The organism is Pseudomonas sp. YA1 (genome assembly GCF_058680555.1).
In genome coordinates this window covers 21,943-46,676 of record NZ_JBZWBG010000020.1, presented here as the reverse complement: position 1 = coordinate 46,676, position 24,734 = coordinate 21,943, and the positions used below count along the sequence as shown (strand labels likewise).

Genomic DNA, 24,734 nt, shown 5'->3' with positions numbered 1-24,734 from the left:
TGGCGCACTTCCTCTAAAGAATTTTATTTGCCTGGATATGATAAGTTTAGGAGGTCGGAGCGATGGGCGGCCCCCGAAATGAGGGTGATGTATTGGCCAGATGGTTGTATCTGTTGGCAGCTTAATGTTTATTTCCTTCATCTTAGGCGCTCAAATAGCGCTATTTCCACAATTAACACTTATGCATCGGAGCTATCCTTGTTTGTACGTTTTTTATTTGAGTCTAAGGTGGTGATTGAGGACGTGTGTGATGATGTGCTGGTTTCATTTTCAGACTGGTTAGTTAATCGCAAAAAATCCTCTGGGAACCACATAAATAGAATCTTGTTGCGGGTTATATCGTTCTTAGAGTGGTATCAAACTTTGTTGGTTGGAAGGCGTCTAGTGGGTTCATTAGGGCAGGGGGCTCAAGTAACAATTTCTTTGCGTTCGTTGAAGAGTAAGCAAGGTGTTGTAAGGGTTCGAACCCAGCATCATGCGATGGTGCCTGCAAGCATTCCTCGTACAGTTCGCCCTATTTCTTCTAATATCGTATCCGCTCTGCTGGATTCTTGTGAATGGGCTGCCAAAACTAATTTTCGTCGCAGCCGTGATCGATGTATGCTTGTTCTCCTTGCAGATACGGGCATACGCAGAGAAGAGCTAACTTGGATCCGAGTTTCGGATGTTGTAGGGGCATCTGCTGACCGAAAACTGCCCGTAAGGACATCTAAAAGAAAAGGCAATCCTTACAGATTAATACCTATCTCAGACGAAACGTTCAGAATGCTCTTGGAGTATATCGATGTTACTCGCTCTATTCAGGTTAGGAGATTAAATAGGAGGAAGATTGGTTTCAAAGATCAGGGCTGGCTGTTTTGCACCAGAGAGGGGTTCAAGATGGCGCCCTCAACAGTGTCACAGTTGTTTTGTGATCTCCGGGCAGAGGCGGGTCTTACTGAGCGGATATCTGCTCACATGCTTAGGCACCGATATATTACATTGCAGGTCATGGCTAGGCTTCGATCTTTGAGCCGCCGGGGTTCAATTGGCGTTGAGGCACTTACTACTGTTCTCTCAAAAATTGCGAGTCTCAGTGGTCACTCTTCGCTTGATAGCATGTGGCGCTATGTAGATTGGGCATACGAAGAGCTTGAGGCTGAGTACAAGGATTCCGCAAACGTCGCAGACGAGGCGTTAAGTGTTATTGAAGCTTTGATGGGTGAAGCGAAGAGTAGTGAAAATAGGGCTCTAGCAGAGTCACTTTTAATTGTGAGAGAGGCTGTTTCGCAACTAAGAACGAAGAGTTATGAGTTGCCAAGTGTGGTGGCCCATTCCCTTCGTAGCTCCGCCGCTCAGTCTCGACATGGATAGTCTTGCCTGCGTCGTTTCGGCTTTCTTATTTGCAAGTGGTCACAATAACCTGATTCTTTCTGTTGTTACTGAGCTCGCTTTATGACCGCTTCAGTCCTTCTGAGCAGCAGCGAAATGCTCCTGCATCAAGGCACTGCGGACCGCTTCTTCAGCCCCTTGTACCCACTTGGGCACGCCACAGGTTGCCCAGGTGGGTGCGCAGTACCAACCTTGATGAAGAAGTCGTAAGTAGCGGGCATCCGTTGCTACTTGCCTCAAGGCTTCCGCGGTGGAGGATGCCAACAGGCCACGCAGATGTAGCCAGTCCACCGACGGGGCACCCGTGAATTGTAGTTGTTGCCGAAACTCTGAGATCCGTTGAACTTCGCTGACAATCAACTGGCGCTTGGCACTGCGGATCTTTCCTGTGGAAAGAAAACCGCTAAGAACACCTGCCAGGTCAAGCTCCGTCTGAGGTGTGAGCTTACCTCCGCGCCGTCCGCGAATATGCGGGGAACACGAGTTCGTCGTGTAAGGTGCAAATAAGCCTATGGTCCTGCACATGGAACAGTGCAGGTTTTTTTGCGTCTTGATTGCCAATGAAGAAGAGAAAGCTGCGAGATGCCTGCTTCGCTTTTTTGGCTTCCATCCCCTCCTTTCGGGCTACTTCCAGCTCATTCTTGAGCCGGCCGCGTGCAACCGCTGACCATTCTAACCAGTGGACGATCACTTGGTAGGGCGTAAGCTTTTCATCTTTCCACTCTCCCGCATTGAGCGAAATGGTCAGGTATTCGGACGACTCTACGGCCTGAGACCATGCCAGCTCTCCATAGAACACACGCGCTTGAGCGAACTGCCCCAACCCATCCGAACGAAGTTTCTTGAAGGCCGTTTGATACGTATTTGGAGCAACGCCGGGGACCTCGAGCGAGAGGTGCCGATCGTAGGGAAAGCGCAAAAATGCACGGCAAATCGGGCGAATACTATTTGCAGCGCGCCGTCCTTCTCTGCGTGCTGTGTTGCCCATAGTGTCCTGCCGACCAATGCTCTGTGTATGTTGCTCTGTGCGAGGCAAGGCGGGGTCGACGATTGTTCGAGTATTAATCAGTTGCAAGCGGGCAGGCGATAAACCGGGGGAGGTCTCTAGCTCCTTCTGTACACTGCCGCGCTTGCCCTGAGCTATAACTTTGCTCTCTTTCTCCGTCTCACAATCTGGGCTATGAGGGTCGCGGATCTGAAAGTGAGCGCGCAATAGGTTTTCCGGGCGGTAGGAGCGCGGGAAAGCCTGAGTTTCACAGCCGGTGCACTGGTAGCCATAGGTGTCCACCACTGCCAACAGCTTGAGGTCTTCGGCCTCAACAATTTCCTTGGTCACACAGTCACGAGCGTTATCCACGACGACTTCTCCATCGAGTTGGGGGTGTTAGCCTTGTTCAACTCCCAGCATACTGTTCGAAATATAGGGAGCAAGATGATGAGTGATGAGCTTTATGTTTCCGTCGATGTCGAGACTTCGGGACCGGTGCCGGGCATCTATAGCCTGCTTTCCATCGGCGCTTGCGTCGTCTCAGAGCCCGCTCAGTCAATCTATCTCGAGCTCCAGCCAGACGGCCTACAACACGATCCGGAGGCTGTCGCCGTAACTGGCCTTGACCTCGCCAAGCTCAAAAACGAAGGGCTAGCCCCACAGACGGCGATGCTCAAGCTGGAGCAATGGTTGAAGCAGGTATGTTCGGCAGATCAGAAAGTCGTTTTCGTGGGGCTGAATGCCCCGTTTGACTGGTCGTTCATCAACTACTACTTCCACAAGTATTCTGGGGCGAACCCCTTTGGGTTCACCGCACTCGACATGAAGGCGTATTACATGGGGGTTACCGGATGCCGCTGGAAGGAAACTAAGTCCTCTCAAATGACCGCTCGTTTCAACCCCCAAAGCGCACCCAATCATAACGCGTTGGACGACGCACGGTTCCAGGGGGAACTTTTCGCTCTCATGCTGGCAGAAGCACGTAACCGCTAACCTGGCCAACGGCTCCAGGTTGCTTCAACATAATGCTCATCCCTGAAGGACCAAGCCTTTATGCCTTCGTGGCTGCTGGAGTTGCCCACGATGATTGCCAACGGGTACGGCAGCTCTTGCGTATAGTGCGCGGCGAATCTGGAGAAACTCCCGATATCAGTGGGGGAGATCATAGGAATGCTTTGCGGGTGCGTATGCCAGTACCCCACTAGGCGGAGGCCTGCAGCATTGGCTAGCTCAATTTCCTTTCGGCAGCGACGAGCATTCAAATCCAGCCAAGTCCTGCCAGCCCGGTCATCTTTATGAGGGGGAGTCGCCAAGGCGAGTACCAATCCGGCATCGCTTGAGGGGTCGACGAATAGCTGGCCCCCACGTTCTACATCAAAGCGCATTTGCCTATACCCCTCCAGCAGGCTCGCGACCTCCTGCGATACCAATAGAGGAGTGTTCAGCCCGGGCCAGCTCCATTGCCAGGCGATCGCCGTCATTTACTTCTCTCCAATGTTTCCGGCCAATCGCGCTCCAGCTGGGCCTGTTGCATTCCGGCAGGTAGCTCAGGCCCGAGGTAATTACCTCCCAGCGTAACCACGTCATCAGGTCTATTGATGCTGCTGACCCAGCTCGGGCTGCCGATGTTGCCGCTCAACACTCGTAATGCAGCTTGAGAAACCATCGAAGCAATGTTCACCATCCCGAGTGAGCCTCCTGGGATGAAACTCTCCCCGCAGGCGGGAAGGGCGACGACCCCACCTTCCGGCCACTCGGTGAACTTGTGCTTAAAATCACCGTTGTCTGTGAATAGGCTTCGAGCATCAAAAGCACCAGATGGCGCTAGGAGCACATGCCCCACTTGTGTATGAGGCTCACTCCAGGCCTGGAGTAAACCCCAGGAGGTGCCATTCGACTTGGCCCCCCACAGCGCCACCTCCGACTGCCAGTCCGCGGTAGTAACTACTACCAGATCCGCTTTATCAAAAACCTCGGGATTCTTGTACATCACCACTTCGGCGAAGGTGGCGAACGCCGCGACTTCAGTAGTGGGCAGGTCTTTGCGAATTTTTTCCTGAAGCGCTTCGGCCTTGGGGAGGCCGAGGTCATCGGCACCGAGCACATGTCTGCCAAGATTTGCCGAGACCAAGTGGTCCGGGTCAATGAGTGTCAGATGACCAACACCCGAACGCGCCAACTGTAGGGCAACGGTGCTACCCAATGAGCCTACCCCAACGCAAACGACGCGAGCCCCTTCTAGTTTCTGCGCCACGCCACTGAGATCACGGGATAAAATCTCTGTCCGATCAAGCACATCCAGCGTCGTTGCTCGGATCAGAACTGGGGGATGATTGACTGCAACTGCAGGCCGGCGCCGCGCTGATCGCAGGTAAAATCTTGATCCTCGATCCAGCTGTGGGCCATATGCGCGAACGTTCAAGCAGTAGATTGGGGCGCTGGCATCCCCGGGGAGCTCTAAAGCGATCCAGCGGTTGGGCAGTGAGCCACGCTCATTGAACCAAGCTAACAACTGAGCGCTGTCGTCAGGAGCAAGGTGTGGCATGAGCCATGTAAGCAGCAGCTCAGGGGCTGGAAGGCGAAGGTCCGGATAACTCTGAAGCTTCGCGTAAAATCCGGGGGTCTCCGGGGCACGCATCCTTGGAGAACGTCCAATCGTGCGCCTGTAGTGGCTTTTGAGTGATGACAGATCTGTTGCGAGCCAGACTGTCTCCTGGCCAGACGGCAATGCTTGCCTAGGGTCGCTTAGGGCAAACAGCTTCGAGGCGGCCTGGGGGCGATCGAGAAGAATTAGGTTCTGTAATGACAGCCCCTGCTGCCTAGACCAGTAGGATGTGATTTCGCGCCGAAATTCGGAGTTCCGAGTAGCTGCGCATGATCCCATACGGGACAGATCAACGATCTTGCGTAACCGAGCAAGGCTGTCCGATACAACATATTCAGGGGTGCCCATCACTGGACGCTCCTGGAAGCCATGAAGGCAAAGCCCGGCTTCCATGGCGTGGGGCCATATAAGCCATGGCGAAGGCTCGACAGTAAGCCTGAGCCCGCTGCGGGGGAAATTCCTCGGAAAGCCGATGCGTAGGCGCCGCTCCGTGCCCGTATAGTCCACTGGCAACGGAAAATAGTAACTCGCAGCTTCGTCAGGCCGTGTGGCCACAGGCCGAAGCAGTGCTAGTGCGGCATCTTCGCCAAGAGCGCCTCGCAGCGCGGCTATACCGCGCTGCAGAGACGGATCGGTGTGATCAACCAAGACGCCCAACTGGCTTCACATCCTCTTGAGAGCTCGCTGTTCCGCTGAAACCACCAAACAGTGCTCCCATCGACGTGGAGTTTCGGGTGGTTCCGTCCGGGCGGCCAGGCATCGTCCAATTGGAAGGGATTTCGCTATTCACTGTCGAAATGAACGTAGGGCCCATGCCAAAGTTTTCCTTCACTGCTTTGGCAAAAGCCTCTGCGGATTCGAAGCTTTCAAGCCCCAGTGACACTGATGCGCTGGCATTCTCATGCCACTCCTCGAATGCGCGGCGGTAACGGTGCCCGTCAAGCGGCCTATTCCATTTCTCAGCGAAGTTTTCGCCGTTATCCGCCGGGTTGCAAACCAGGCATTCATTCCCCTGGCGTTTGACGTGATCCGGCATCCGCCGGACGATTTCGAGGATGGCGTCCAGCGGCTTTAGCGGCGCCGTCTGAGACTCTTTCGCCACTTCAAGGTAGGCATGGGTAGCGAGTGTGGTGATGACTGCCGAAATCGGGCGATGGTCTGCATTTTTGGTACGGATGGCCCACTCATCTCGATGTCGCTTCAGCAGCTTAATCGTTGCCCGAAGTGGGTCTTGATCGAGGTAGTCTTCATACTGCGGCAGGGGATCCTGAGTGGCAGCATCAAAGGCACGCTGACTTTTTGCGACGGCCAGATGCTCCAACGAAATCGTCTGTTTTGAAGCCACTTGCAGCCAGTTGGAGTAGGGGATCGGGCTGCTCGCCTTCCAGCCAGTTACCCGATCTGGCACTTCCAGCTTACCTTCGCCATTGCCCTGAGAATTCCCATTGATGGCACGCGCCGGTGTGACATCGATGTGGAATCCGGGGTTTTCATCGGCATAGATGATCCGGATGCCCCGGCGTAGCTGCTTGATTTCTTCCTGGACGCGGCTGCCAGCTTTGAAGCGTTCCTCAATGGCATCCAGAACTTCTTGAGCTCCAGCCCCTTGTGCATGAGGGAGCCAAATAATGGCGTCCGCATCGATGGTGTCCAGATCCTCTGGAGCGCCAGAAACGGGTTTGATTGTCGTCTTCAGGCGCATGGAGCCTTGGACAAAAATATGCGCCTCCGCCAGTAGTGGATTGTCGGAGGCGTTGAGGATTTGCTCGAGCTGGGAGTATCGATCGTTGATCTTCTCGTACTGTGCTTCCGACAGTGAGATCTCCCTCGCGGCGCGGAGCAGAAAGTGCTCCCAGCTCCCGCGCTTGGTCTGTTCATTGCTCATGGACATCAACGAACCTCCTGGGCTTGGTGACCCAACTGTAGTGTTGGCGTGAACCTGTTTTGGTTGTCTTTATCTCGATCAAAAATCAGATAGGCGTGTTGGTGTTGTGTGGTGAGCAAGGCACCGAACTCAATTGCCAAAGCAGCGGGAATCGCCGCAAACACATGGATTGTGTCTGCAGTCATGGCTTCAAGCCGGCTCAAGTGTGTTTGTAGAGCGTCGCGAAACGCGTGTATCACGCGACGGTTCTGAACCATCGCATAGCTGGGCACTGGGATGGTCAGCTCTGCGATACGTGCGCCAGGTAATGCATCTTCGACATCGCGAGTGGGAACTTGCGCGGAGATAGACAACACGAGAGCAAGCGGACCGTCACCATCCGCGGGCGGGGTGAATGCAAATTCCGGAGGCTCGGCTGACTGGTCAGGCCAACGTAGTTGGTGCTCGCGATTGAACGAGAAAAGCAGGCGCTTGGAACGATCACCTAAAGACTGCCCTAGCATGATCAGCGCGGGGATATCTGCCACGCCCACTACGGCCAGCGCAGGAACATCACCATAGGATCCTCCGCGGCGCTTTAGCTGCTGCTCTAACTCGTGCTGAATATTGTCTTGAATACTCTGCCAATAGTGGGCATCCCTGCCACGATGGCTCGGGGGCGGAAAAGTGATCTTGATGGGATGATCGAATGCAGTCAGTCCCTCTGAGGACATCGCCACCAACAGATCACGAACGGGTATGTCGTTGTTCGTCGCGAAATGCTGGCTTTGGACAATTACTGGAATCGCTCTTCCACCGTCAGGAGTTGTTGCCGCCAGCCGGACTCGTTCTAGGTAAGCTTGGTGCAGGCCGCTCAGATCGCTTTCCGGATATCCATCAGCATCCCGATCGATTTTGTCATGGCAGCCGGGGCAGAGGAGCATGAGATTGGCTGGGTCGTTCGTAAGCGACGCGGCCTTGCCCTCGTCATGGTCAGACCGACCCCGTGGCCCCTTTGGACTAGCTGGCAGGATGTGGGCTACCTCGCCCCAATTCATGGGCTTACCTGCACGGTAGTCGTACATGAGGTCGGTACCGCACAACTCACAATGGCCTGCAGCCTGAGTCCACACGACACGCTTCGTCACGTCGTCGGTGTTGTAGCGACCGGTGGCAACATTGGCTTTTTCTTGTTTTCCCACGAGGCCTCCTTGAGACATCAGGAACACTGATGCGTAATGGCTCTTTGAAATCAGATAGGGGCGCTAAGTCGGAATTCAAGGCCGGGGAAGCGAAGAGGCTAAAATATATCTTCGACGCCACCCAGCCGTTGGTTGCGAGCTGCTACCGCATGCGCATGAGTCGCCATCTCCAAGATTTCGCTCGGTTCAGCAACTAGTGTCTGGACAGATGCCATGATGACCGAGGAAGTGAGTCCACCCTCTGCCGTAGTGACCTGCAAGCCTCACCGGCGGTATTTGGTCGCTAGCTGCCCCAGGAGGCGCCGGCCCGAAGCCCGGCGCCAACGAGGGAACATGGTTAAACCTCTGTCTGCTCCGCCATCTCCAGAGCGTCGTCGACCTCGATACCCAGATACCTAACAGTGCTCTCCAGCTTCGTATGGCCGAGCAGCAACTGCACTGCTCTTAGGTTCTTCGTTCTGCGATAGATCACCGCGCAGAATTCCAACTATGTGGGCTATCCCAACGGCAACAAGGACGCCACCGCCCTGATCGACGCCCCTCTGCGCGACAACCCGGCGCTCTACCCGTCCAAAGAGATCATGAGCCCCCTCTATCCGCTGGAAACCCTGCCCCTGCGGCTTGAACGCGTGCGTACGCGCAGCTGGACCAAGATCAAGACCGGCACCTGATCGGCCTGGAGTCAAAGCAAAAGAGGTCGATTTCTGCTGGTTGTTGCCGGCAGGAATCGGCCCAGGCTGTGTGAAAACAGCAAAGGGCTTACACCAGAGGTGCATTTGGAATTGAGCCCCGAAGGTGCATGCGACGATATCGACCACAGGCTGTTAGCCGCTGCCAGAGTCTTCTGGGGCTATCTACGGCAGTTTGTGGTGGAGAGCCGCAGGAAAATGGCAGGCCTCAGGCCCCGCAGTGCCTCTATCGCACCGGCAACGCCGAAGATGTTCACCAGCCGTTTGAGGTTGTAGGCCAGCACATGCAGGCTCATTTCCGTGCTGACTCGGGGCAGCGTTCGGGTCAGGAAGTGTGTCGCGCCCATCCAATGTTTGAGCGTGCCAAGCGGGTGCTCCACGGTCTGTCGGCGCACGCTCATCATCTCTGGTTCGCGATCAAGCCGTTGCTGCATGGCTTCCAGGATTGCTTCGTGCCGCCAACGCTTGAGTCGACGGTAACTGCTCGTGGTGCAGCTGCTGCGTATCGGGCAGCTCGGGCAGGCAGAACTCTAGTAAGCATCCAGCTCGAGGCCATCTTCCACCGTCGAGAAGCGCTTGATTGCACGCTGTCCAGCAGGACATTGGTACTCATCATCAGCGGCTATGTAGACGAAGTCCTGCTTACCAAAACGCCCTTCCGCCTTGCTGCTGGAGGTCATCGGCTTGGGCACGAAGGGGGTAATGCCCGCCTGCTCGCACGCCAGGATTTCCACCCCGCTGAAGTAGCCTCGGTCGGCAACGATGCTAAGGCGTTCAGATCCGGTGGCTTCGCGAGCCTGCTCGGCCATCGTGGCGAGCGCTGCACGGTCATGGCCGACGTTGGTGACTTCGTGCGCAACGATCAGGTGATGCCGGGTATCGACCGTCGTCTGCACGTTGTAGCCGACTATGCCGGTGCCCTTCCCGAATTGTCGCGGCGCGCCTCTCACCGGTCGCGTGGAGGTCCCTGGTCGACTGGCTGCTGGCCGAAGTTTATGGCACGGATGGTGCTGGATCTAGTCGGTAGGATAGGCCATGGTGTGGCTATCTGACCTGCTGAAACCCAGCATGTTTCGAGATATGGTGTAAAGAGCCGGGACGTCTCAAAGACCCGCACCTGACGTAATTCGATACACAAGGAGGTGTCGATGAGCTTGCACGAGCAGCAGGCGCGTTTTAGGCGATTGCTCTCCGAGCATGCAGCTTGGCGTCTGCTACGCGCTGAGAATGCGTCCATCGTTCTTGCCTTCATCAATGATCTATTCGCTCAAGACAGCGAAGTGCCGTTTGGGAAAGCACGTGTCGCGCTGGAGGCCGAGCTGCTGATCTGGCAGGAGGTCTATGGCCTGCACGATAACGCGGGCACCTATCTGCGCCAATGGATCCAGGCGGGCTGGTTGCGTGAGCTTGATGACAAGCTCACGCGAACCGATGCCTTCGAGTTAGCACTGCGCTTTGCCCAGAGCCTGGATCAGCGAGACAGTAACGCCACGGCCTCGCACCTGCGCATTGTGCAAGACGCCGTACGAGACTTGGCTGTCGCCCTGAGCCCAAACCCTGAAGAGCGAATCACTCTGCTGACTGCCCGCCGGCAGGAACTTGATCTGGAGATTGAGCGCTTGCAGATGGGCGAGGTGCCAGAGCTGAGCGCGCCGGAGCAGCGAGAGCGCATCCGGGGACTGTATCAGTTGACGTCAGTGCTCACGGGCGACTTTCGCCGGCTGGAGGACGAAATTCGCCAACTCGATCAGCGCATGCGGATCCGCATGATCGAGTCGGAGTCTGGGCGCGGTGAAGTGGTGAAGGCGCTGATAGAGCATGAAGGTGAACTGCTCCAGACCGATGCCGGACAGGCCTTCGACGGCTTCTATCAGTTGCTCTGTGATCAGAATCGAATCACTGAGTTCCGTGAGCAAATCCGGTCGATCTTGGCACGTCCGGCATCCCAGTATCTGAAGTCAGACGAACTGCGTTACCTATCCCATCTGGTCCGCGAGTTGGGCAAGGAAAGTGAGCGGGTATTCCAGGTTCGGCGCCGGACCGAGGAGAGCCTGCGGGCTTTTGTAGAAAGCGGCGTTCAGCAAGAGCGTCGTGCGGTCGAACGACTGCTTCGCCAACTGGAGCGGCTGGCGGTGAATTTCAAGGACCAGGAGTTGAGCCTGCGCGAGCCGGTGGTTGTGGACGTCCCCACGGGCAGTCTGCGCGTGCGTTCTCCGTCCAGTATTCACCTACGACTACCTGAAGAACGCCTGGATACCCGGCAGGTGGCCGCAAATACCAATAGTCACGTCGCCAGTCTCGGCATGCTGGATCACCTCAACACGGTCAAGGTGCTGGAAGTAGCCCAGGATGTGAAGCAGTTGCTCACTGAGCACGGCCCGATGACGGTGGCGAGCATCGTTAGTCACCGCCCCATCACCGGAGGATTGGAAGAACTGGTGGCGCACGTGCGGATCGCCAAAGCAGTCAGCGCTGTGGTGTTGGAACACCCAGAAAGTCTGGTGGTAGTGGATCGGACCGGCAATTGGATTCGGGCCAATATTCCCTCTTTGCTGATGTCCGCCGAGCAGTTTCCAACGGATTTGGAGGAACTCGCCTTATGAACGAAGAAGAGCAGCATTCCCAACAGGCCCCTGCCCTGTTCGACCAGTATCGAACGAATCGGCCTGAAACGCCGTCAATCAGCGGCGAGGTGGAGACGTTTGAGGATGCTCCCGTTGAGCGGCCCGTCGTTGGGGGGGCTGAAGTCGGCATGCCACTGGAAGCCCGGCGCGCTCTGGTGCTGTTACTTCGCCAAGGGGTGGTGATGGCCGAAAGCAAACGTCTGGCGTTCGAAGCGCTGTGCCGGCACGAGGTCCTCATCGCAGAGCACTTGGGCAACATGTTCATGCGCATGTTGCTGGACATGAAGGCCGGTATCGCCATCCTGCTCCAGCAGGAGGTGGCAGAGCAGGACGAGGAGACTGACGAAGCGTCACGCTTGATCAACAAACGCACGCTCAGCCTCTATGACACGCTGCTGTTGCTGGTGCTGCGTAAGTACTACCAGGAGCGAGAAACAGCGGGCGAACAGAAGATCATCATTGATATCGAGCGGATCGAGGCATTGATGACGCCCTTTTTGCCGCTGACCTACAGCTCCCGCTCCGAGCGGAGGACGCTCAACGGATCGCTTGCCTTGTTGAAAGATAAGCGTCTCATCAGTGCGGTTCGTGGGGATGACGAGCGGTTTGAGATCACCTCTGTGATCCGCTATGTCGTCAATGCCGATTTTCTTGAACGTCTGTTGAAAGAGTACGAACGCCTAGCCGGTAATGCGGGCGTCAAAACGGGCGACGAGGTGCAGGATGCTTGAGGCTAGCGAGGTAAGTCTGAGTGAGTTGTTCAGCACCGGTCAGATCCGTCTAGCCGAGCTGTCGGTATACAACTGGGGCTCCTTCCATGGCCTGCACTCCGCGAAGATAGACCCCGAGGGCACCCTCATTACCGGTGACAACGGTGCCGGTAAGTCGACACTCATTGATGGGTTGATGGCGCTGTTGCTGCCCTCCAGCAAGGCGTCGTTCAACATCGCGGCTGCTCAAGGGGACCGTACGGATCGTACCTTGATGTCCTATGTGCGAGGAAACTATGGCAAGGCCCATGATGGCAGCGAGACGGCTACGCTGCTGAAACGCTCAGGGGCGACCGCAACGGGGCTTCGGGCACTGTACCAAGCGGACGATGGTTCGAAGATCACCTTGGCGGCCCTTTTCTGGATTACCCAGGCCAGCAACTCGCTCAACGACCTCAAACGCCTTTTTGTGGTGGGTAAGCGCGATGTGGGCTTGGATGAGCTGTTGCATCTCTTCGGTGAGGGCAATGCCCGTGTGCTGAAACAGCACCTCAAAGAGGACCCGCTGGTCGAGGCATTCGATTCGTTTACCGAGTATCAAGAGACCTATGTGCGACTCCTGTGCATGGAGAACCGTAACGCTCCAGCCCTGCTCTCCCGGGCGCTGGGTTTGAAGAAGATTGATGACCTCACCAGCTTGATTCGAGATCTGGTCCTGGAGCCCAGTCAGGTCAAGGAGCATGCCCGGCTTGCGGTCAGTGAATTCGATGACTTGGTCAGCGTCCATAGCGAACTCGATGATGCTCGGCGACAGCGGGATGCCCTGATTGAGTTGCCAGAGACCAGCCAAGCGCTAAATCAGGCCAGGGAGGAGATGCGGCGGATCTCAGTTGAGCTAGCCGGCCTGCCGGTCTACTTTGGCGAACAGTGCTCTCGACTGTGGCAAATGCGCCTGAAGAAATATGAGGCGGAACTGCTTCAGTTGGCAGAGGAAATGACCCGCCTTGGCGCTTTGGAGGAGCAAGCAACGGAACGGGTACAGGCATTGTTCCATGCCTACCAGTCGCAAGGTGGTGAGCGACTGGAGGGGCTGCGGAAGGACTTGAAAGCGGCAACGCAGGTGCATCACGACAGCGTGCGCGATGCGCGCCTGTATCAGATGGATGTACGAGACCTTAGTCTGCCCGACACGCTGTCGCTCGACGTATTCAAGCAAAATCAGGTGAGAGCGCAAACGGAACTGGCGGATATGCCGGCGTTACGTCAAGCGCGCCAGGATCAGTTCGCTTCGTCGGCAGCGAACCTCTCCCGTGAGCAAACACAGCTCAAGGAGCTGGTAGGTGAAATCGAAGACATGGAGTCGCGACCGGACTCCAACATTGAACCTTCCTATCAGAAGCTCCGCGACCAACTGGTAGAGAGCTTGTCGCTAGATCCTGCGGAGGTTGTTTTCGTTGGCGAGCTGATCGATGTCCTGGAGGCGCATCGACCTTGGCAAGGCGCCATTGAACGGGCGCTGGGAGGGCATCGCACCACACTGCTGGTGCCTGATGAGCGATATCGCCTGGTGACCAAGTGGCTGAACACTCGCCACACGGGTCTCCATGTCAGGGTGCAGGTTGTTCGACTGAACCAGCATCCGCAGGTTGCTGAGTTCCTACAGGATGGCTTTCTAAAAATGTTGGATTGGAAGCCGCACCCCTATCGTGATTGGCTGAAAAAGCACCTCTCACGCTTCGACCTGCACTGTGTGGAATCGACTGAAATACTGGACCAGACCGACTTCTCGATGACCATCCAGGGCCTGGTGCACCTGGATAAAGGGCGATTTGAGAAGAAGGACCAGCAGCGCATTGATAACCCACGTTTCTGGTGTTTGGGATTCAGTAACAAGGGGCGTCTAGCGGCGTTAAGGAAGGATCGTGTCGAGTTGGAGGCAGAGGTCAAGAAGTTGGCCCAGCTTACAGCAGATGCGCGCATGGCCATGGATGACCTCGAGAAGCACACTCGGGTGTGGGAGCGCATCGCCCAGCTCACCTGGGCGGCAATTGATGTCCAGTCAGCGCAAGATCGGATGCAGTCGCTGAGGGCGGATCTAGAGGCGCTTGAACGGCCTGATAGTGAATTGGGAGTGGCGAAGGCTCGGTGGGAGCAGGCAGGTGCTGAGCTGAAGGAAGTACAAGGCAAGAAAGAACTGGTCAGCAAAAAAGTCGGGGGGCTGGAGAGCGACAAGCTCAAGGCGAACCAACAACTGGAGCTGGCGTTAGATGCCGCCCGGACCGGTTTGGTGGATGAGGTCAGGGAGTTGCTTTCTAAGCGTGTGGGACAGCTAGACCTTGACGATTTGGAGATGGTTTCAGAACTCGAAAATCGCCATCGATCAGCGCTGGAAGAGGCCCGTAAGGGGGCCCACAACCGAGAGTTTCGAGCATCGAACAAGGCTAGCGGGATTGTCTCCGAGTTCAAAACAAAATGGCCGCTCATCGCCAATGATTGGCTCGCCGGCGTGGATGCCCTAGAAGAGTACGTCGATCACCTGGCCCATTTGGAGCAGGAAGGATTGCCAGACCTGGTCGAGCGTTTCCGAGAGCGCTTGAACCGCAACGCAACACAGTCGCTTGCTCGAATCAGCCAAACCATCCAGGCCGAACGTGAGGACATCCAGGACCGAATCGAAACGATCAACGATGTTCTGGAACGCACGGAGTTTCGGCAGGGAACCTACCTTCGTCTGGGAAGTCGGCCAGAAATCTTCGAACACGTGAAAGCATTCAATGCACAGTTGATGCGCGTGCTGGCGCGAGCTGGAAGTGACGATCATGAGGCTCGCTTTGTCGAGCTGAAGGAGCTGATCGAGAAACTGGAGAAAGCCACCAATCCTGCAACCTCGGGCAATCTAGAGAGTCTGCGACTGTTGGACTCGCGCTACCAGCTGTCCTTCTTCGCCGAGGAAGTAGAGAAAGGCAGCAAAAAGGTACGCGATGTGCTGGAGTCTTCCAGCGGTAAGTCAGGCGGGGAAAAGGAGTCGTTTGCCGGCACGATAGTAGCCGCCAGCTTGGCTTACGTGCTGACGCCCGACGGCAGCGACCGTCCGCTCTACTGCACCGTGTTCCTGGATGAGGCGTTCTCCAATACCGCCGAGGCGGTGAGTCGCCGGGTGCTCAAAGTCTTCCGGGAATTGAAGATCCACGTGAACCTGATCACTCCATACAAGAACCTCAACCTTGCACGTGAATCGGCGCGCTCGCTGTTGATCGCAGAGCGTGACCAGGACAAGCATGAGAGTCGGCTCTGTGAGGTCACCTGGGAGGAAATTGACGAGCAGTTGGCGCGTCATGAACAGCAGGGGCTGCAAAAGGCAGCCAGTTCACTGGGGATCGAAGTGGAGCCAGATCTGTGAGGGATTGGGGACGGCTTCCAGATGACGTTGTTGAGGAGCTGCGCCGACTGGAGTGGGACCATACAGGCCGGCTGCGGGAGCGACTCTTGGGTACGCGTCCTTTCCCTATTCCTTGCTTGCTGAAGCCGCCAACCGGTAGCCAGGCGCTTGAGGATCTTGACCATTTCCATGGCTATATCGCGGCCTGGCGGAAATGGCCGTGGCCACATCAAGTGGCATGGGTGACGAAGCGATTTCGGCAACTGGGTGAATGCGAAGTTCCGATAAGGTTGGAGATCGAATCAACGCAAGCCCTCATCGCTGCGCTGGGGGCTGAGGCTGTTGAACGAAGCAGAGGCTGGGCGGAGCGAATGGAGCCGTTGCTCTCGTTGGATAAAGCTTTGTTCACTACCCTTATCAAGCAGCTTGGAGAGCTGGAGAAGCTCTCCATGACTGACATACATTTGCTGGCGTGCCTGCTGCCGCAACTCCAGTGTGGAATGGGCCAGCGTCGATACTTGCGGGCCCTGCCACTACAGAAGGTGGATACAAAGTTCGTGGAGTTGAACCAGAGCCTAATTGCCGCTCTGTTGGATTCGATGCACGACCAAGAGGTTTCCGCTCATGGCGGGTTAGAGGCTTGGTTAGGCTGCCGCGCCACACCATCCAACTGGCTTCACGTGAAACCACTTTGCCCTGACGTGAAAGGTCGCCTTGCTGGGCTTGATCTCGTTCGGCTGTCCTTTGAGCAACTGATGACCTATCCGTTACCCGCTCGGAGTGTGCTGGTGATCGAGAACCTCCAGGCTGGCTACGGACTTCCCGAGCTACCAGGCACCATTGCAGTGTTCGGAGGAGGCGCAAATACCGCCTGGCTACAAGCCGAGTGGCTGAAGGACAGAAGGGTAGGTTACTGGGGGGATCTCGATACATGGGGGCTGAAATTCCTCGCCGATGCACGGTTGAGGCAGCCCCATGTTGAGGCTGTGATGATGGATCGCGACACGCTGATCGCCCATGTTGAGCGCGGGGTGTGCGAAGAGCGACCAGCCGAGCTACCGGACTATGGCTTGACTCTTACTGAGCGCTCTCTTTTTGAGGAGCTGCGCTCTGGTCGACACGGAGTTGGTCGACTAGAACAGGAGCGGTTGTCTCAAGACTACGTAGAGCAGCAACTTGACGTCTGGCTTCATGCCATCGCTACGATATAGATGCACTTAGCCATTCACTCAATCCCCCAACCGGGGTTGTGAGCGTCAGATTCCACTGCGGGTAGTCCAAAGCGTAGGCCGGGAATGTCTATCGTACCGGGGGTAGTCCAGTAGTGGTCAGGCTATGTTCTGGAGGCTTGGGGAGTCAGGTAATGGTGACAAGGCGAAGGATGCGGTCGACCGGGCGGTACTCCAGGGCCACAACTACACGTTCCGGGTGGCCGCCAACTCGCGGGAACTCAAGCAGGATGTTGAATTTGCTGAGCTGGTGGGTCGGTTGGCTCACCCACTCGAGGTTGTACAGGTAGTTCGTCCGCAGCTTGCCTCGGATTGCGGTCTCAAGCTCGGCCTTGGTCAGTTCTGCCAGGCCGGCCTTTTGCAGTTTTCCTAACTTCGTGATCTGAAGGTACTTTTCGAACTTGGCATCCTCAATGAGAACCGTGAACTCTGCCAGCGGTGCTACAGCAGGCGACATGGCCCTGACCGCGATCTCCAGGTCGTCGTCGATGAGATCGAGCAGCAGGCGTTCAGGCTTGTATGAGAGGAATGTGCCGAAGTAGATCGACTGAATGCTCCTGAGTCGGAAACCCTGTGTCACGTAGTCATGCTGGTGGAGGTTGAAATCCTGCGTGTTCGGTCGATCATCTTCGTGCCCCATGATGACTGTGCCGCCATGCTTGATCACATAATTCATCAGGTTCAGCGAGGTGAAGGTTTTGGCTGCGCTTGAGTAAGTGCACGGCAAGTAGCCTACGTAGGCAGGAAGCTGCTGGAGTTTGGAGTCGACGGCAGCAATAGCACCTGCGGACAGATTGTTCACGTACAGGACGAAGCACGTATCGGGCAGATGAAAACTCGGTTTTGTGCTGACCACTGCGGGATCCAGCAGCTTGCGCGCAAGCTGATCGCTCGAGCCGAAAAGTTCTCCACCCAGGATGCTGTGTGTCGTTTGGGCATCCAGCGCGCTAAATAGCGTTTCGGCGCACTCCACTCCAGGCGCGAAGCTCCGGGCACAAAGATCCGTATCGAAAAGGAACGCCGCCTCGTGCTTTGTTGGTTGCGGGGTCAGGGCTGTCCTGAGCAAGGCGTAGTCGATCCCCTTGGCTTTAAGGATGCCGACGCACTCACCATGAAGATTCTGTATTTCAGCAAAGGTACGTGCATCGCTGAGGGAAAAGCACTCACGCATTACAGGGAGCAGAAAGTTGCCGCGAGCGTTCAGGGTATGAATTGAGGGCATATCGTAGTACCTACAGTGCGAGTGCGTAAGCATACGCTTTCAGGCATCCCATTCCGGAAGCTTGCTCCCGTTACGAACAGGCAGCTATTGGCCGACTTCTGCCTGACGCGACAGGCTCAAAGTGGCCACAAGCGGTCACCCTCACAATCTGTGTTCCGACATGATGGGGCATGCCGGAAATGTCGGTTCGAGCATCAGAACGTAGCGCCGCGCGCGAGTGATTCCAACGCGAAGAATTTTCCGACTGCGATCATAGGGCGCTTCATCCCCACGCCAGACAAAGGAGGAGCGAAACACGTTCGCTCCCAGCCTAATGCTTTCCCGAACAAGGATCACGGCATCGAACTGCTTCCCCTTGGATTTGTGGATTGTCATGACGTGTATGCCTTGGGTGTCGTTTCCGTCAGCGAGCAGTTGATCCTGAACCAGTGCGTTATCAAGCCCCTGACGCGCGCTGGTATATGCACCTGTTGTCATCCACATTTCCGACAAATTCGCGCTGATCCGCTTGCCACGATTGAAAGCAATCAGATAGTCGAGGGCCTCCGCGACCTGCTTGAACTCAGTTACACCGGTCCGATAGAGCAGCGTTTTGATCTGAATCCAATCCCTGCCAGGGTCCCCGGTAAGCACCAGATCCGCAGCGCCATTAATGAGTGCTTCAGCACTTCTCGCTAATTTGGTCTTCGGGGGCTTACCAGCAGCGATACTGGCACTCCATGTCAGATAGGTTGCTGCATCCTTGATCGCTGTCGCGCTACCGGACGCACGCCTTATCGAGGCAAGTAATTCAAGACAGGTTGCGATATCAGCTGCACGTCGTTCTGGAAGCTTGGGTTCCAGTAGGAATGCTGCCAATCGAGCCGAAAGCAGAACTCCGGCCTCGTCGAACAACACCTTATGAGGAATAGGCTTCGCCCCACCGTTCAAAGCGGCAGAGATTTTGGCGACACCGCGGCCAGTGGTTGCAAGGATCGCGATGTTTTCCAATTCCAGACCGTTAGCTTTAGCACTAACGAAAAATCGACCAAGCGCCATACGCATCCACTGGACCGGCTCCTGTCTGGAGTCATACAAAATGCGACCAACTCCGGCATATGGGGCTCTTCTCGGTGTTTTCTCCAAGATGTCATTGCCGAAAACAGCGATTTCAGTGCCTGGGCTGCGGTTATTGTCGGAGCCCAGGTCTACAAAAACGGGATCTAAGGCATCTTTGATATGCTCGATTCGCTCCGGACCAACGCCCTCCAGGTGGTCAAAAATCTGCTGATCAAGATCAGCCAAGCAGATGATCTGGCAGAGGCCTGCCAGCTTCTCAATACAGCTCCAAGCCGCATCCCCAGTATCTTGGGCTTCATCAACAATGACTACAGGATGAGTGTCTGCGACCAGCTCCCGGAGCATCTGACACCTTCCCAGTAGCTCACTGGATTTAGGAGCAAACAGGTCGAAACAGATTTGGCCCTCTTCCGCGAAAAGTCGCTCCCTCTCGACCTGCCACTCGAGCCACTTGGCTGTTGCCTTCTCACCCTTCTCCGTCGAAGCCGCTGCCCTCTTCGGAGCTGTACTGCCGGCCACCGATGCTGGCGTAGGCGCGGACATAGCCATCTTCCTCGTAGTCCGGGCAGGAGATGATCAACTCGTTGCCGTTACCGTCGTCCACCAGATGTTCACTGACGCCCATACCCCAGCCGGGCGTCCATTCATAGGTGCCGGCCTGGGCGCTGGTGCAGGTAAGCAGGCTGCAGAGCAGCAGCATTTTGGTTTTGTGCATGATGATTTTCCCTGTCATGTAGTTCTGGTCCGTGGCTAGCGAAAGAACTGTGCCAGCCGCTCTCGCATGATTTCCGCGCGGCTGGCCGGGCGTGACTCCAACTCGGTATGCTGGCAGTGGGGGCAGCGGCAGAACCAATCGACATTCAGTCGGAGGACGTCGCTGGCTGGAATGCTGGTGCGCTGCCAGCCGCAGTTTGGGCATATGGTGGTGTGCGGCGGGGGTGGTATTGGCATGTATGGTCTCTCCGTTGTGCTTGAAGAGACTGTGCCTGCGTAGCGCGACAGATTGTGTCGCGATACTGCGATACGGTGATGCTCTGTTGGGGGCGGAGCTCATTCAAGGAGTGAGCCATTGAAGCAACGTCAGCGCTAGGGGCTGCCCAACAGCCCGATCTGGGGCTGTATGACCATCGTGCCCTAAGCTGGCTTGACCGCGCTGAGCAGGCGGCCGAGATCGACTAACTCCAGCGGCTGTCTGAGCAAGAGATCATCAAGGCTTTTCTTGAAGGCTCTGCTCTCTGCGCGAGGGTAAGCGCATCGATGCGTTGGTCTGGCAGGGTTCTTCCGGCAGCATTCGAGTGCATTTGGATACCCCGTACGTGTTCCAGAACTTCTGGGATCATCAGAGCACTAAGATCGACGAAAGCACTTGGAAATTCCGCTTCGCCAGTTGCACGCGTGCTGCCCAACTGGCTTTGACGGGCGGTAACACGGCAGCGTTGCTCGGTGTGTTTTTCAACCGCCCCATAGTCGCTTGGCTAACCCTAACCAGTTGTCAATTCCCGTTATTTTAGCGCTGATGGTTTCGCTATAAGGCTCTTGGACCAGCAAGGCTTTTTGAGCTGCGATCTTGAGTGCGCGACGCAGGTTTTCACATTCCTGCTCCAGTTTTTTCTGCACTGATGTATCAAGTATCTGTTTCGATAGAGGAAATGCTTTGTCTATCCGGTCAAAGAGCTCAGTGCCTCCTATCTCCAGAGCATCGAGCTTGAACGCATTGAACTCGTCCTGGCGTTTTTCCAGCTCCGCGATGTCGGCCTCGATGGCCTTTTTGTAGGAATCGAACACTGCATTGATTTTGCGATTCACCTTATCAACCACGTCCACCTTGTGGTTGATCGAACGCAGGAACTGATCGAGGCTGATGCCGCTGCTGGGGTAAGTCCTGCGGCGGGTGGAGGAGTAGGCGCTTATGCCTGCATAGTCGATACCCGCAAATTCCAGATCCAAGGCCACCTGATTGATGATCTGCCGGATATCTTCTTCAGATTTCACATCAGCCTTGTTCAACACGATGTAGAGCGACTCATCGCGAAATGGTGAGGACTGAATGAATTCGATATCGGATTGATCGATGGTACCTGCCGGGTCGAGACCGATGACCCAGATCATCGCTGAGGCCTGGTTGATCAGTGACGCAGCGGTAACACGATCCGAGGCTTGCGCTCCTAACGAGTTGCCCGGGTTGTAGCCCGGCGTGTCGATGATGCACAGATTGCCGAACAGGTCCGGATCCATCGGCACCTTGACGCTGATGAACGGTAGAATGCGCCGCAGATCGAAGCCGAAGGCCTGGACGTACTCGTGGCTCATGGAGGCATACAGCGACGGTTCCAGATCTAGGGCGCCGCCATTGTAGGAATAGCCCTTTATCTGGGTTTCCTCGGAACACACCACGTAGCTGGGTATCACAGTTACCGGGTTGATCCCCGTCGCCAGCTCGACACTCGGGTCTTTGATGAAGCTGTTGACGAAGGCCGATTTTCCACTGCTGAAGCCACCGGCAATGCTGAGGATGGTCTTGCCGGCGATGCTCGGGAAATTGTTGAGCATGTGCATCTCGGCAAGAATCGCCTGCATCTTGAGTACCGCTTGGGCTTCATCGGCCAATGATGACTCGCGGTTGGCAAAGTCCATGTAGTCATTGTTGATCAGCTCGGCGAAGCGCTCCAGTCCGGGATTGCTGGGTGGTTGCTGGGCCAGCACTCTACTTACCAGAGAAAACTTTTCGATAAGGGACAGGTGCTGTTTGTTAATGTCGGCGTAGTTGTTCTCCAGATGCTGGTGTGAGGCCTTGAGCTGCTCGGTCATGCTTTCCAGCAGGCAGACGCTCTGCTCCTTGGATAACAGCTGGTTGCGGTTATCCTCCAGAAATGCTTCGAGTTCAGTTATCTGTGCCAGCGCCTGGCTCTTGCGTTCTTCCAGTATCGCAGTGTTGGCCTGTTCCACCTGCAACTGCGAGGCGAGCTCCTGGCTGCGCACCTCCAGCGTTTGGATCTGCGTGGCCTGATCGGTGCATTGCTCGGTCAGTTGGCGCTTGTAGAGGCGCAGCGCGTCAAGCTGTTGCCGTACTTCGGTCAGAGTCTGCTGAAGCTCGTCTATGAACTGTGCTTTTTCGCTGAGCTGCGTTTGCTGATCTGTCAGCTGTTGCTCAAGCTCAGCGATGCGGGTGAGGGCTTGGGATTCGCGCAGTCTCGCATCGTGGAACTGGGTATTGGCTTGGGCCAGTGCTTGCAAAGCCTCGTGCAGCTTACTCTTTTCCAGGTCAAGCGCTTTGGCTGTGGAAGCCAGCCTGACGCTTTCAGCTTGCAACTGCTCGGCAAGCGAGTTACTGCGTGACTGCAGCTGCGCAATTTCGTCTTGCTGCAGCGCACGCTGGGCACTGACCTGCTGATTGGCGGCGTACAGCTCGTCCATTTGTTGCTGGGCGTCGTTTAGATAGCCCAGCAGGTCTGCGGCCAGCTTCTTGCGTTTGAACTGCCAGAAACGGGAGAGCGCCTTGAGCGTCGGCAATGCCTGTTCATCGAGGCGTGGTGGCGTGGTCACAGGTTAATTCCTTCGGCCTTGCGTGCCAGGCGCTCGAGTCTGTCGATGGTTTGCTCGGCGTTGTCGACTTGCTCCTTGAGCTGATTGATCCGGCGCTGGATTTCGTCGACGAAGGCGTCGGAAATGGTGGGCGGTGTGTTTGTCTCCACTTCCTTGATGAATGCGCTGATCTTGCTCTTGATCTTGGTGCCCAACGAACCGATGAAGTCGTCTGCGTCGTCCTTGAATTGTTCGGCTTCGTAGCCTTTCAGCGTACCCCGGCTTTTCAGGTTGTCGGGCAATGGGATGTTCAGCGCAAAGTCAGGCTCTGGAAGAGCGTTAATGGTCGATGTGATCGCCTGCCTGATCATTTGTGCATTGGTGTCCTTCTGGAGTACCTCGCGGATTTTGGGCGTAAGAATTTTCCCAAGTTCCTGATCCAGCCAGCGATGGGAGTTCTCAACTTTGATATCCAGCTCATCCTGAACTTCGTTCATGAAAGCGTTGATGTTGCCGACCACCTGGCTACTGATGACTTTGGTGCGAACGACCGTTCTTTCCTCGCTTCCTCCTCCCCAGATTTTTCGTGCAAGCCAGTTACCAAATCCTGATTTTTGGACGGTGATGGTTTCGCTATAGGAGTGTTGCGCCTGCTCGATGCCGGTTTCGGTTTCGTGCAGCAGCTCGGCGGCCTTCTTTCGCATGTTGTCGCGCAACTTGTGCCGGTAATCCGCAATGGCGTACTTGAAGCTGACATCCAGCTCCAGCGATAGCTCCAGTCTTTTCGATTCCAGCAAGGTCATCTGCTCATCCAATTGCTGGGTATCGGCATTGCGGATTTGCATAACCTGGTTGCGCGCCAGGTTGATGATCAGGGCCTTGAACGCTTCCAGGTTTTTCTGCTTGCGCTCCAGCATGCTGGTGATCGTCTTGCTAGTAATCTCGGCTTTTTTCTCGCGAACCTTGGCCAGGACTCTCTTGATCTCCTCGATGTTCGCCAGGTTGTCCAGGCTGCGCAACGACAGTTCGCGGTTATCGCGGGTGAAGTAATCCGGATAGTCGGTGCTAAGGTTTTCCCACGTCACTCGTTCGTTGGAGTCCCAGCGCTCGGGCAGATCGAAACGTCGGTTGAGGCTGTGGCACAAACCGGAACTGTGCAGCAGGTTGCGGTGCACTGAGGCGATCAGGTTGTCGAATACCGCACCGACTTCCGGGCTGCTCAGCTTGAGGTTGGTCAGAGCGCTTTGCGCACGGATCGACAATTGCTGGCGAATGGCGTCAACCGCATCGCTCAGGCGTGTGCGCTTTTCGCTGCCGTACAACTGCGTGTCAATCTGGCTGGCGACGAGCACCAGCTCCTGAACACCTTCCTTCTGTGTGATGCGGCCCATGACTTCGAGGTCCTGCTCATTGAGGAACTGGCCGGCCGGACTGACGATGAATACCACATCGCAGATCTTAAGCAGCTCGACCGTACGCTCTTCGCGCGACTGCACCGGGTCGTTCATCCCGGGAGTGTCGATGATGCAGATATCTCGCAGCGCTTCGAGTGGCATCGCCACATGTACGGTCTTGGTGAACGGCATGAACCGCCCATTAGCACCGACGTAGTCATGCAAGCGCTCGGCCAGATCCTGGGGAGTGCTGGCCTGGATTTCGCTGTGTGCTTTCAGGGTGGACGCGTCGAGGCCAGATTTCTCCATGCGTTGGAACTGATCGTGTGCCGCGAACAGCCCCTCCTCGCGTTGCAGCTCACTGAGTGCCCGCTTTTCGGCCATGAGCGTGAGTTGCTGCATGTCTATCGGCGCGCCACTGGTCTGGCTGCCACGACGCTTGACCAGTTCGTCCAGGCATTCGAGCTTGCGCGCAGCCAGCCTTGTTTCGAACTGGCTGGCCTTGAACCGGATCGAATTGATGTCGTCGGGACCGTAGAACTCCACCTTGGCCTGGAACACTTCTCCCCAGGTAATGGTGGTGAGCGCGGCGGTCATGGGGGTAGCGGCCTTGGGCAGGATCGGCTCGCCATCGAAGACCAGCGCATTGAGCAAGGACGATTTGCCGGCCTTGACTCTACCGACGATGCCGATGTTCATCAGTCGGTTTTCATTCTGAAGGTCCTGACAGGCCTGGGCGAGCTGGTGCGGCTCGTCGATGCCGTTCATCCGCCTGAACTGGGCGATTTCCTGGGCGAGCAGGTCCTGGTTGCTGTTTGCCAGATCGTGCAGGCCCTCGCTGAAGGCAACGAGTCTCTGATAGTTCATGACGCCGTT

General features: G+C 56.1%; 16 protein-coding genes and 2 pseudogenes. 7 read left to right on the top strand and 11 right to left on the bottom strand.

The window, feature by feature from the left end; genetic code table 11:
• Positions 1-198 precede the first annotated feature (198 nt).
• Positions 199-1,353: a tyrosine-type recombinase/integrase gene (locus AC4OR5_RS24905; RefSeq protein ID WP_169311248.1), complete on the top strand. Its 1,155-nt coding sequence runs from the start codon at positions 199-201 to the stop codon at positions 1,351-1,353.
• 463 nt (positions 1,354-1,816) lie between these two features.
• Here AC4OR5_RS24905 and AC4OR5_RS24900 read toward each other — a convergent pair whose 3' ends face one another.
• The gene (locus AC4OR5_RS24900) at positions 1,817-2,728 is read right to left on the bottom strand and encodes a hypothetical protein (RefSeq protein ID WP_023082132.1); all 912 of its coding nucleotides are present in this window, start codon (positions 2,726-2,728) and stop codon (positions 1,817-1,819) included.
• Positions 2,729-2,803: 75 nt separating this feature from the next.
• Here AC4OR5_RS24900 and AC4OR5_RS24895 point away from each other — a divergent pair, with 75 nt between their 5' ends.
• The gene (locus AC4OR5_RS24895) at positions 2,804-3,352 is read left to right on the top strand and encodes a 3'-5' exonuclease (protein WP_031300006.1); all 549 of its coding nucleotides are present in this window, start codon (positions 2,804-2,806) and stop codon (positions 3,350-3,352) included.
• Here the strand turns inward: AC4OR5_RS24895 and AC4OR5_RS24890 are convergent.
• The 4 genes from AC4OR5_RS24890 to AC4OR5_RS24875 all read right to left on the bottom strand — a co-directional run bounded on the left by AC4OR5_RS24890 (position 3,349) and on the right by AC4OR5_RS24875 (position 8,030).
• Positions 3,349-3,744, bottom strand: coding sequence for a Mov34/MPN/PAD-1 family protein (locus AC4OR5_RS24890; protein WP_223719956.1), 396 nt, complete (start codon positions 3,742-3,744; stop codon positions 3,349-3,351). The two genes, AC4OR5_RS24895 and AC4OR5_RS24890, sit on opposite strands and share 4 nt — an antisense overlap.
• A 92-nt stretch (positions 3,745-3,836) precedes the next feature.
• Positions 3,837-4,655, bottom strand: a complete 819-nt coding sequence (locus AC4OR5_RS24885) for a ThiF family adenylyltransferase (RefSeq protein WP_224429319.1) — start codon at positions 4,653-4,655, stop codon at positions 3,837-3,839.
• Between the two features lie 949 nt (positions 4,656-5,604).
• Positions 5,605-6,855 carry a nucleotidyltransferase domain-containing protein gene (locus AC4OR5_RS24880; RefSeq protein ID WP_031656629.1) on the bottom strand — a complete coding sequence of 417 codons (1,251 nt, stop codon included), beginning with the start codon at positions 6,853-6,855 and terminating at the stop codon, positions 5,605-5,607.
• Positions 6,855-8,030 (bottom strand): SAVED domain-containing protein, encoded by a 1,176-nt coding sequence (locus tag AC4OR5_RS24875; protein WP_023082129.1) that lies wholly within the window; start codon positions 8,028-8,030, stop codon positions 6,855-6,857. The genes AC4OR5_RS24880 and AC4OR5_RS24875 overlap by 1 nt, the downstream gene beginning before the upstream one ends.
• Before the next feature lie 491 nt (positions 8,031-8,521).
• Between AC4OR5_RS24875 and AC4OR5_RS24870 the strand changes: the two genes are divergently transcribed.
• Positions 8,522-8,701, top strand: coding sequence for a hypothetical protein (locus AC4OR5_RS24870; RefSeq protein WP_021263336.1), 180 nt, complete (start codon positions 8,522-8,524; stop codon positions 8,699-8,701).
• A 179-nt stretch (positions 8,702-8,880) separates the two neighbouring features.
• Here AC4OR5_RS24870 and AC4OR5_RS24865 read toward each other — a convergent pair.
• Positions 8,881-9,735: pseudogene (locus AC4OR5_RS24865) on the bottom strand (transposase).
• 132 nt (positions 9,736-9,867) lie between these two features.
• Here AC4OR5_RS24865 and AC4OR5_RS24860 point away from each other — a divergent pair.
• Genes AC4OR5_RS24860 through AC4OR5_RS24845 form a run of 4 tightly spaced genes read left to right on the top strand, consistent with a single transcriptional unit; the run spans position 9,868 to position 16,643 of the window.
• A complete protein-coding gene (locus tag AC4OR5_RS24860) occupies positions 9,868-11,322 on the top strand; it encodes a DUF3375 domain-containing protein (protein WP_021263338.1) in 1,455 nt (484 codons plus the stop codon).
• Positions 11,319-12,074: a DUF4194 domain-containing protein gene (locus tag AC4OR5_RS24855; RefSeq protein WP_033987070.1), complete on the top strand. Its 756-nt coding sequence runs from the start codon at positions 11,319-11,321 to the stop codon at positions 12,072-12,074. The genes AC4OR5_RS24860 and AC4OR5_RS24855 overlap by 4 nt, the downstream gene beginning before the upstream one ends.
• Positions 12,067-15,453 (top strand): ATP-binding protein, encoded by a 3,387-nt coding sequence (locus tag AC4OR5_RS24850; protein ID WP_033987074.1) that lies wholly within the window; start codon positions 12,067-12,069, stop codon positions 15,451-15,453. Before AC4OR5_RS24855 ends, AC4OR5_RS24850 begins: the two co-directional genes overlap by 8 nt.
• The gene (locus AC4OR5_RS24845; RefSeq protein WP_023082125.1) at positions 15,450-16,643 is read left to right on the top strand and encodes a DUF3322 domain-containing protein; all 1,194 of its coding nucleotides are present in this window, start codon (positions 15,450-15,452) and stop codon (positions 16,641-16,643) included. The genes AC4OR5_RS24850 and AC4OR5_RS24845 overlap by 4 nt, the downstream gene beginning before the upstream one ends.
• A gap of 145 nt (positions 16,644-16,788) precedes the next feature.
• Here AC4OR5_RS24845 and AC4OR5_RS24840 read toward each other — a convergent pair whose 3' ends face one another.
• From AC4OR5_RS24840 to AC4OR5_RS24820, 5 genes and pseudogenes are all read right to left on the bottom strand, one after another.
• Entirely contained in the window at positions 16,789-17,883 is a 1,095-nt protein-coding gene (locus AC4OR5_RS24840; RefSeq protein WP_023082124.1) for a hypothetical protein, read from the bottom strand.
• A gap of 141 nt (positions 17,884-18,024) precedes the next feature.
• Complete coding sequence (locus AC4OR5_RS24835) at positions 18,025-19,485, bottom strand: UvrD-helicase domain-containing protein (RefSeq protein ID WP_158147701.1); 1,461 nt, start codon at positions 19,483-19,485, stop codon at positions 18,025-18,027.
• Positions 19,421-19,657: pseudogene (locus AC4OR5_RS24830) on the bottom strand (YfjT/YkfB family phage-associated protein); the annotation flags it as partial. The pseudogene AC4OR5_RS24830 and the gene AC4OR5_RS24835, both read right to left, overlap by 65 nt.
• 737 nt (positions 19,658-20,394) lie before the next feature.
• Positions 20,395-22,485 (bottom strand): dynamin family protein, encoded by a 2,091-nt coding sequence (locus tag AC4OR5_RS24825; RefSeq protein WP_012077906.1) that lies wholly within the window; start codon positions 22,483-22,485, stop codon positions 20,395-20,397.
• Complete coding sequence (locus AC4OR5_RS24820) at positions 22,482-24,725, bottom strand: dynamin family protein (protein WP_012077905.1); 2,244 nt, start codon at positions 24,723-24,725, stop codon at positions 22,482-22,484. Before AC4OR5_RS24820 ends, AC4OR5_RS24825 begins: the two co-directional genes overlap by 4 nt.
• Between the last annotated feature and the right edge of the window lie 9 nt (positions 24,726-24,734).

Excerpts from the sequence above, each read along its gene's own strand:
- AC4OR5_RS24890 (WP_223719956.1), bottom strand. The coding sequence starts at position 3,744 with ATGCGCTTTGATGTAGAACGTGGGGGCCAGCTATTCGTCGACCCCTCA.
- AC4OR5_RS24850 (WP_033987074.1), top strand. The coding sequence starts at position 12,067 with ATGCTTGAGGCTAGCGAGGTAAGTCTGAGTGAGTTGTTCAGCACCGGT.
- AC4OR5_RS24895 (WP_031300006.1), top strand. The coding sequence starts at position 2,804 with ATGATGAGTGATGAGCTTTATGTTTCCGTCGATGTCGAGACTTCGGGA.
- AC4OR5_RS24855 (WP_033987070.1), top strand. The coding sequence starts at position 11,319 with ATGAACGAAGAAGAGCAGCATTCCCAACAGGCCCCTGCCCTGTTCGAC.
- AC4OR5_RS24820 (WP_012077905.1), bottom strand. The coding sequence starts at position 24,725 with ATGAACTATCAGAGACTCGTTGCCTTCAGCGAGGGCCTGCACGATCTG.
- AC4OR5_RS24880 (WP_031656629.1), bottom strand. The coding sequence starts at position 6,855 with ATGTCCATGAGCAATGAACAGACCAAGCGCGGGAGCTGGGAGCACTTT.
- AC4OR5_RS24835 (WP_158147701.1), bottom strand. The coding sequence starts at position 19,485 with ATGTCCGCGCCTACGCCAGCATCGGTGGCCGGCAGTACAGCTCCGAAG.
- AC4OR5_RS24840 (WP_023082124.1), bottom strand. The coding sequence starts at position 17,883 with ATGCCCTCAATTCATACCCTGAACGCTCGCGGCAACTTTCTGCTCCCT.
- AC4OR5_RS24860 (WP_021263338.1), top strand. The coding sequence starts at position 9,868 with ATGAGCTTGCACGAGCAGCAGGCGCGTTTTAGGCGATTGCTCTCCGAG.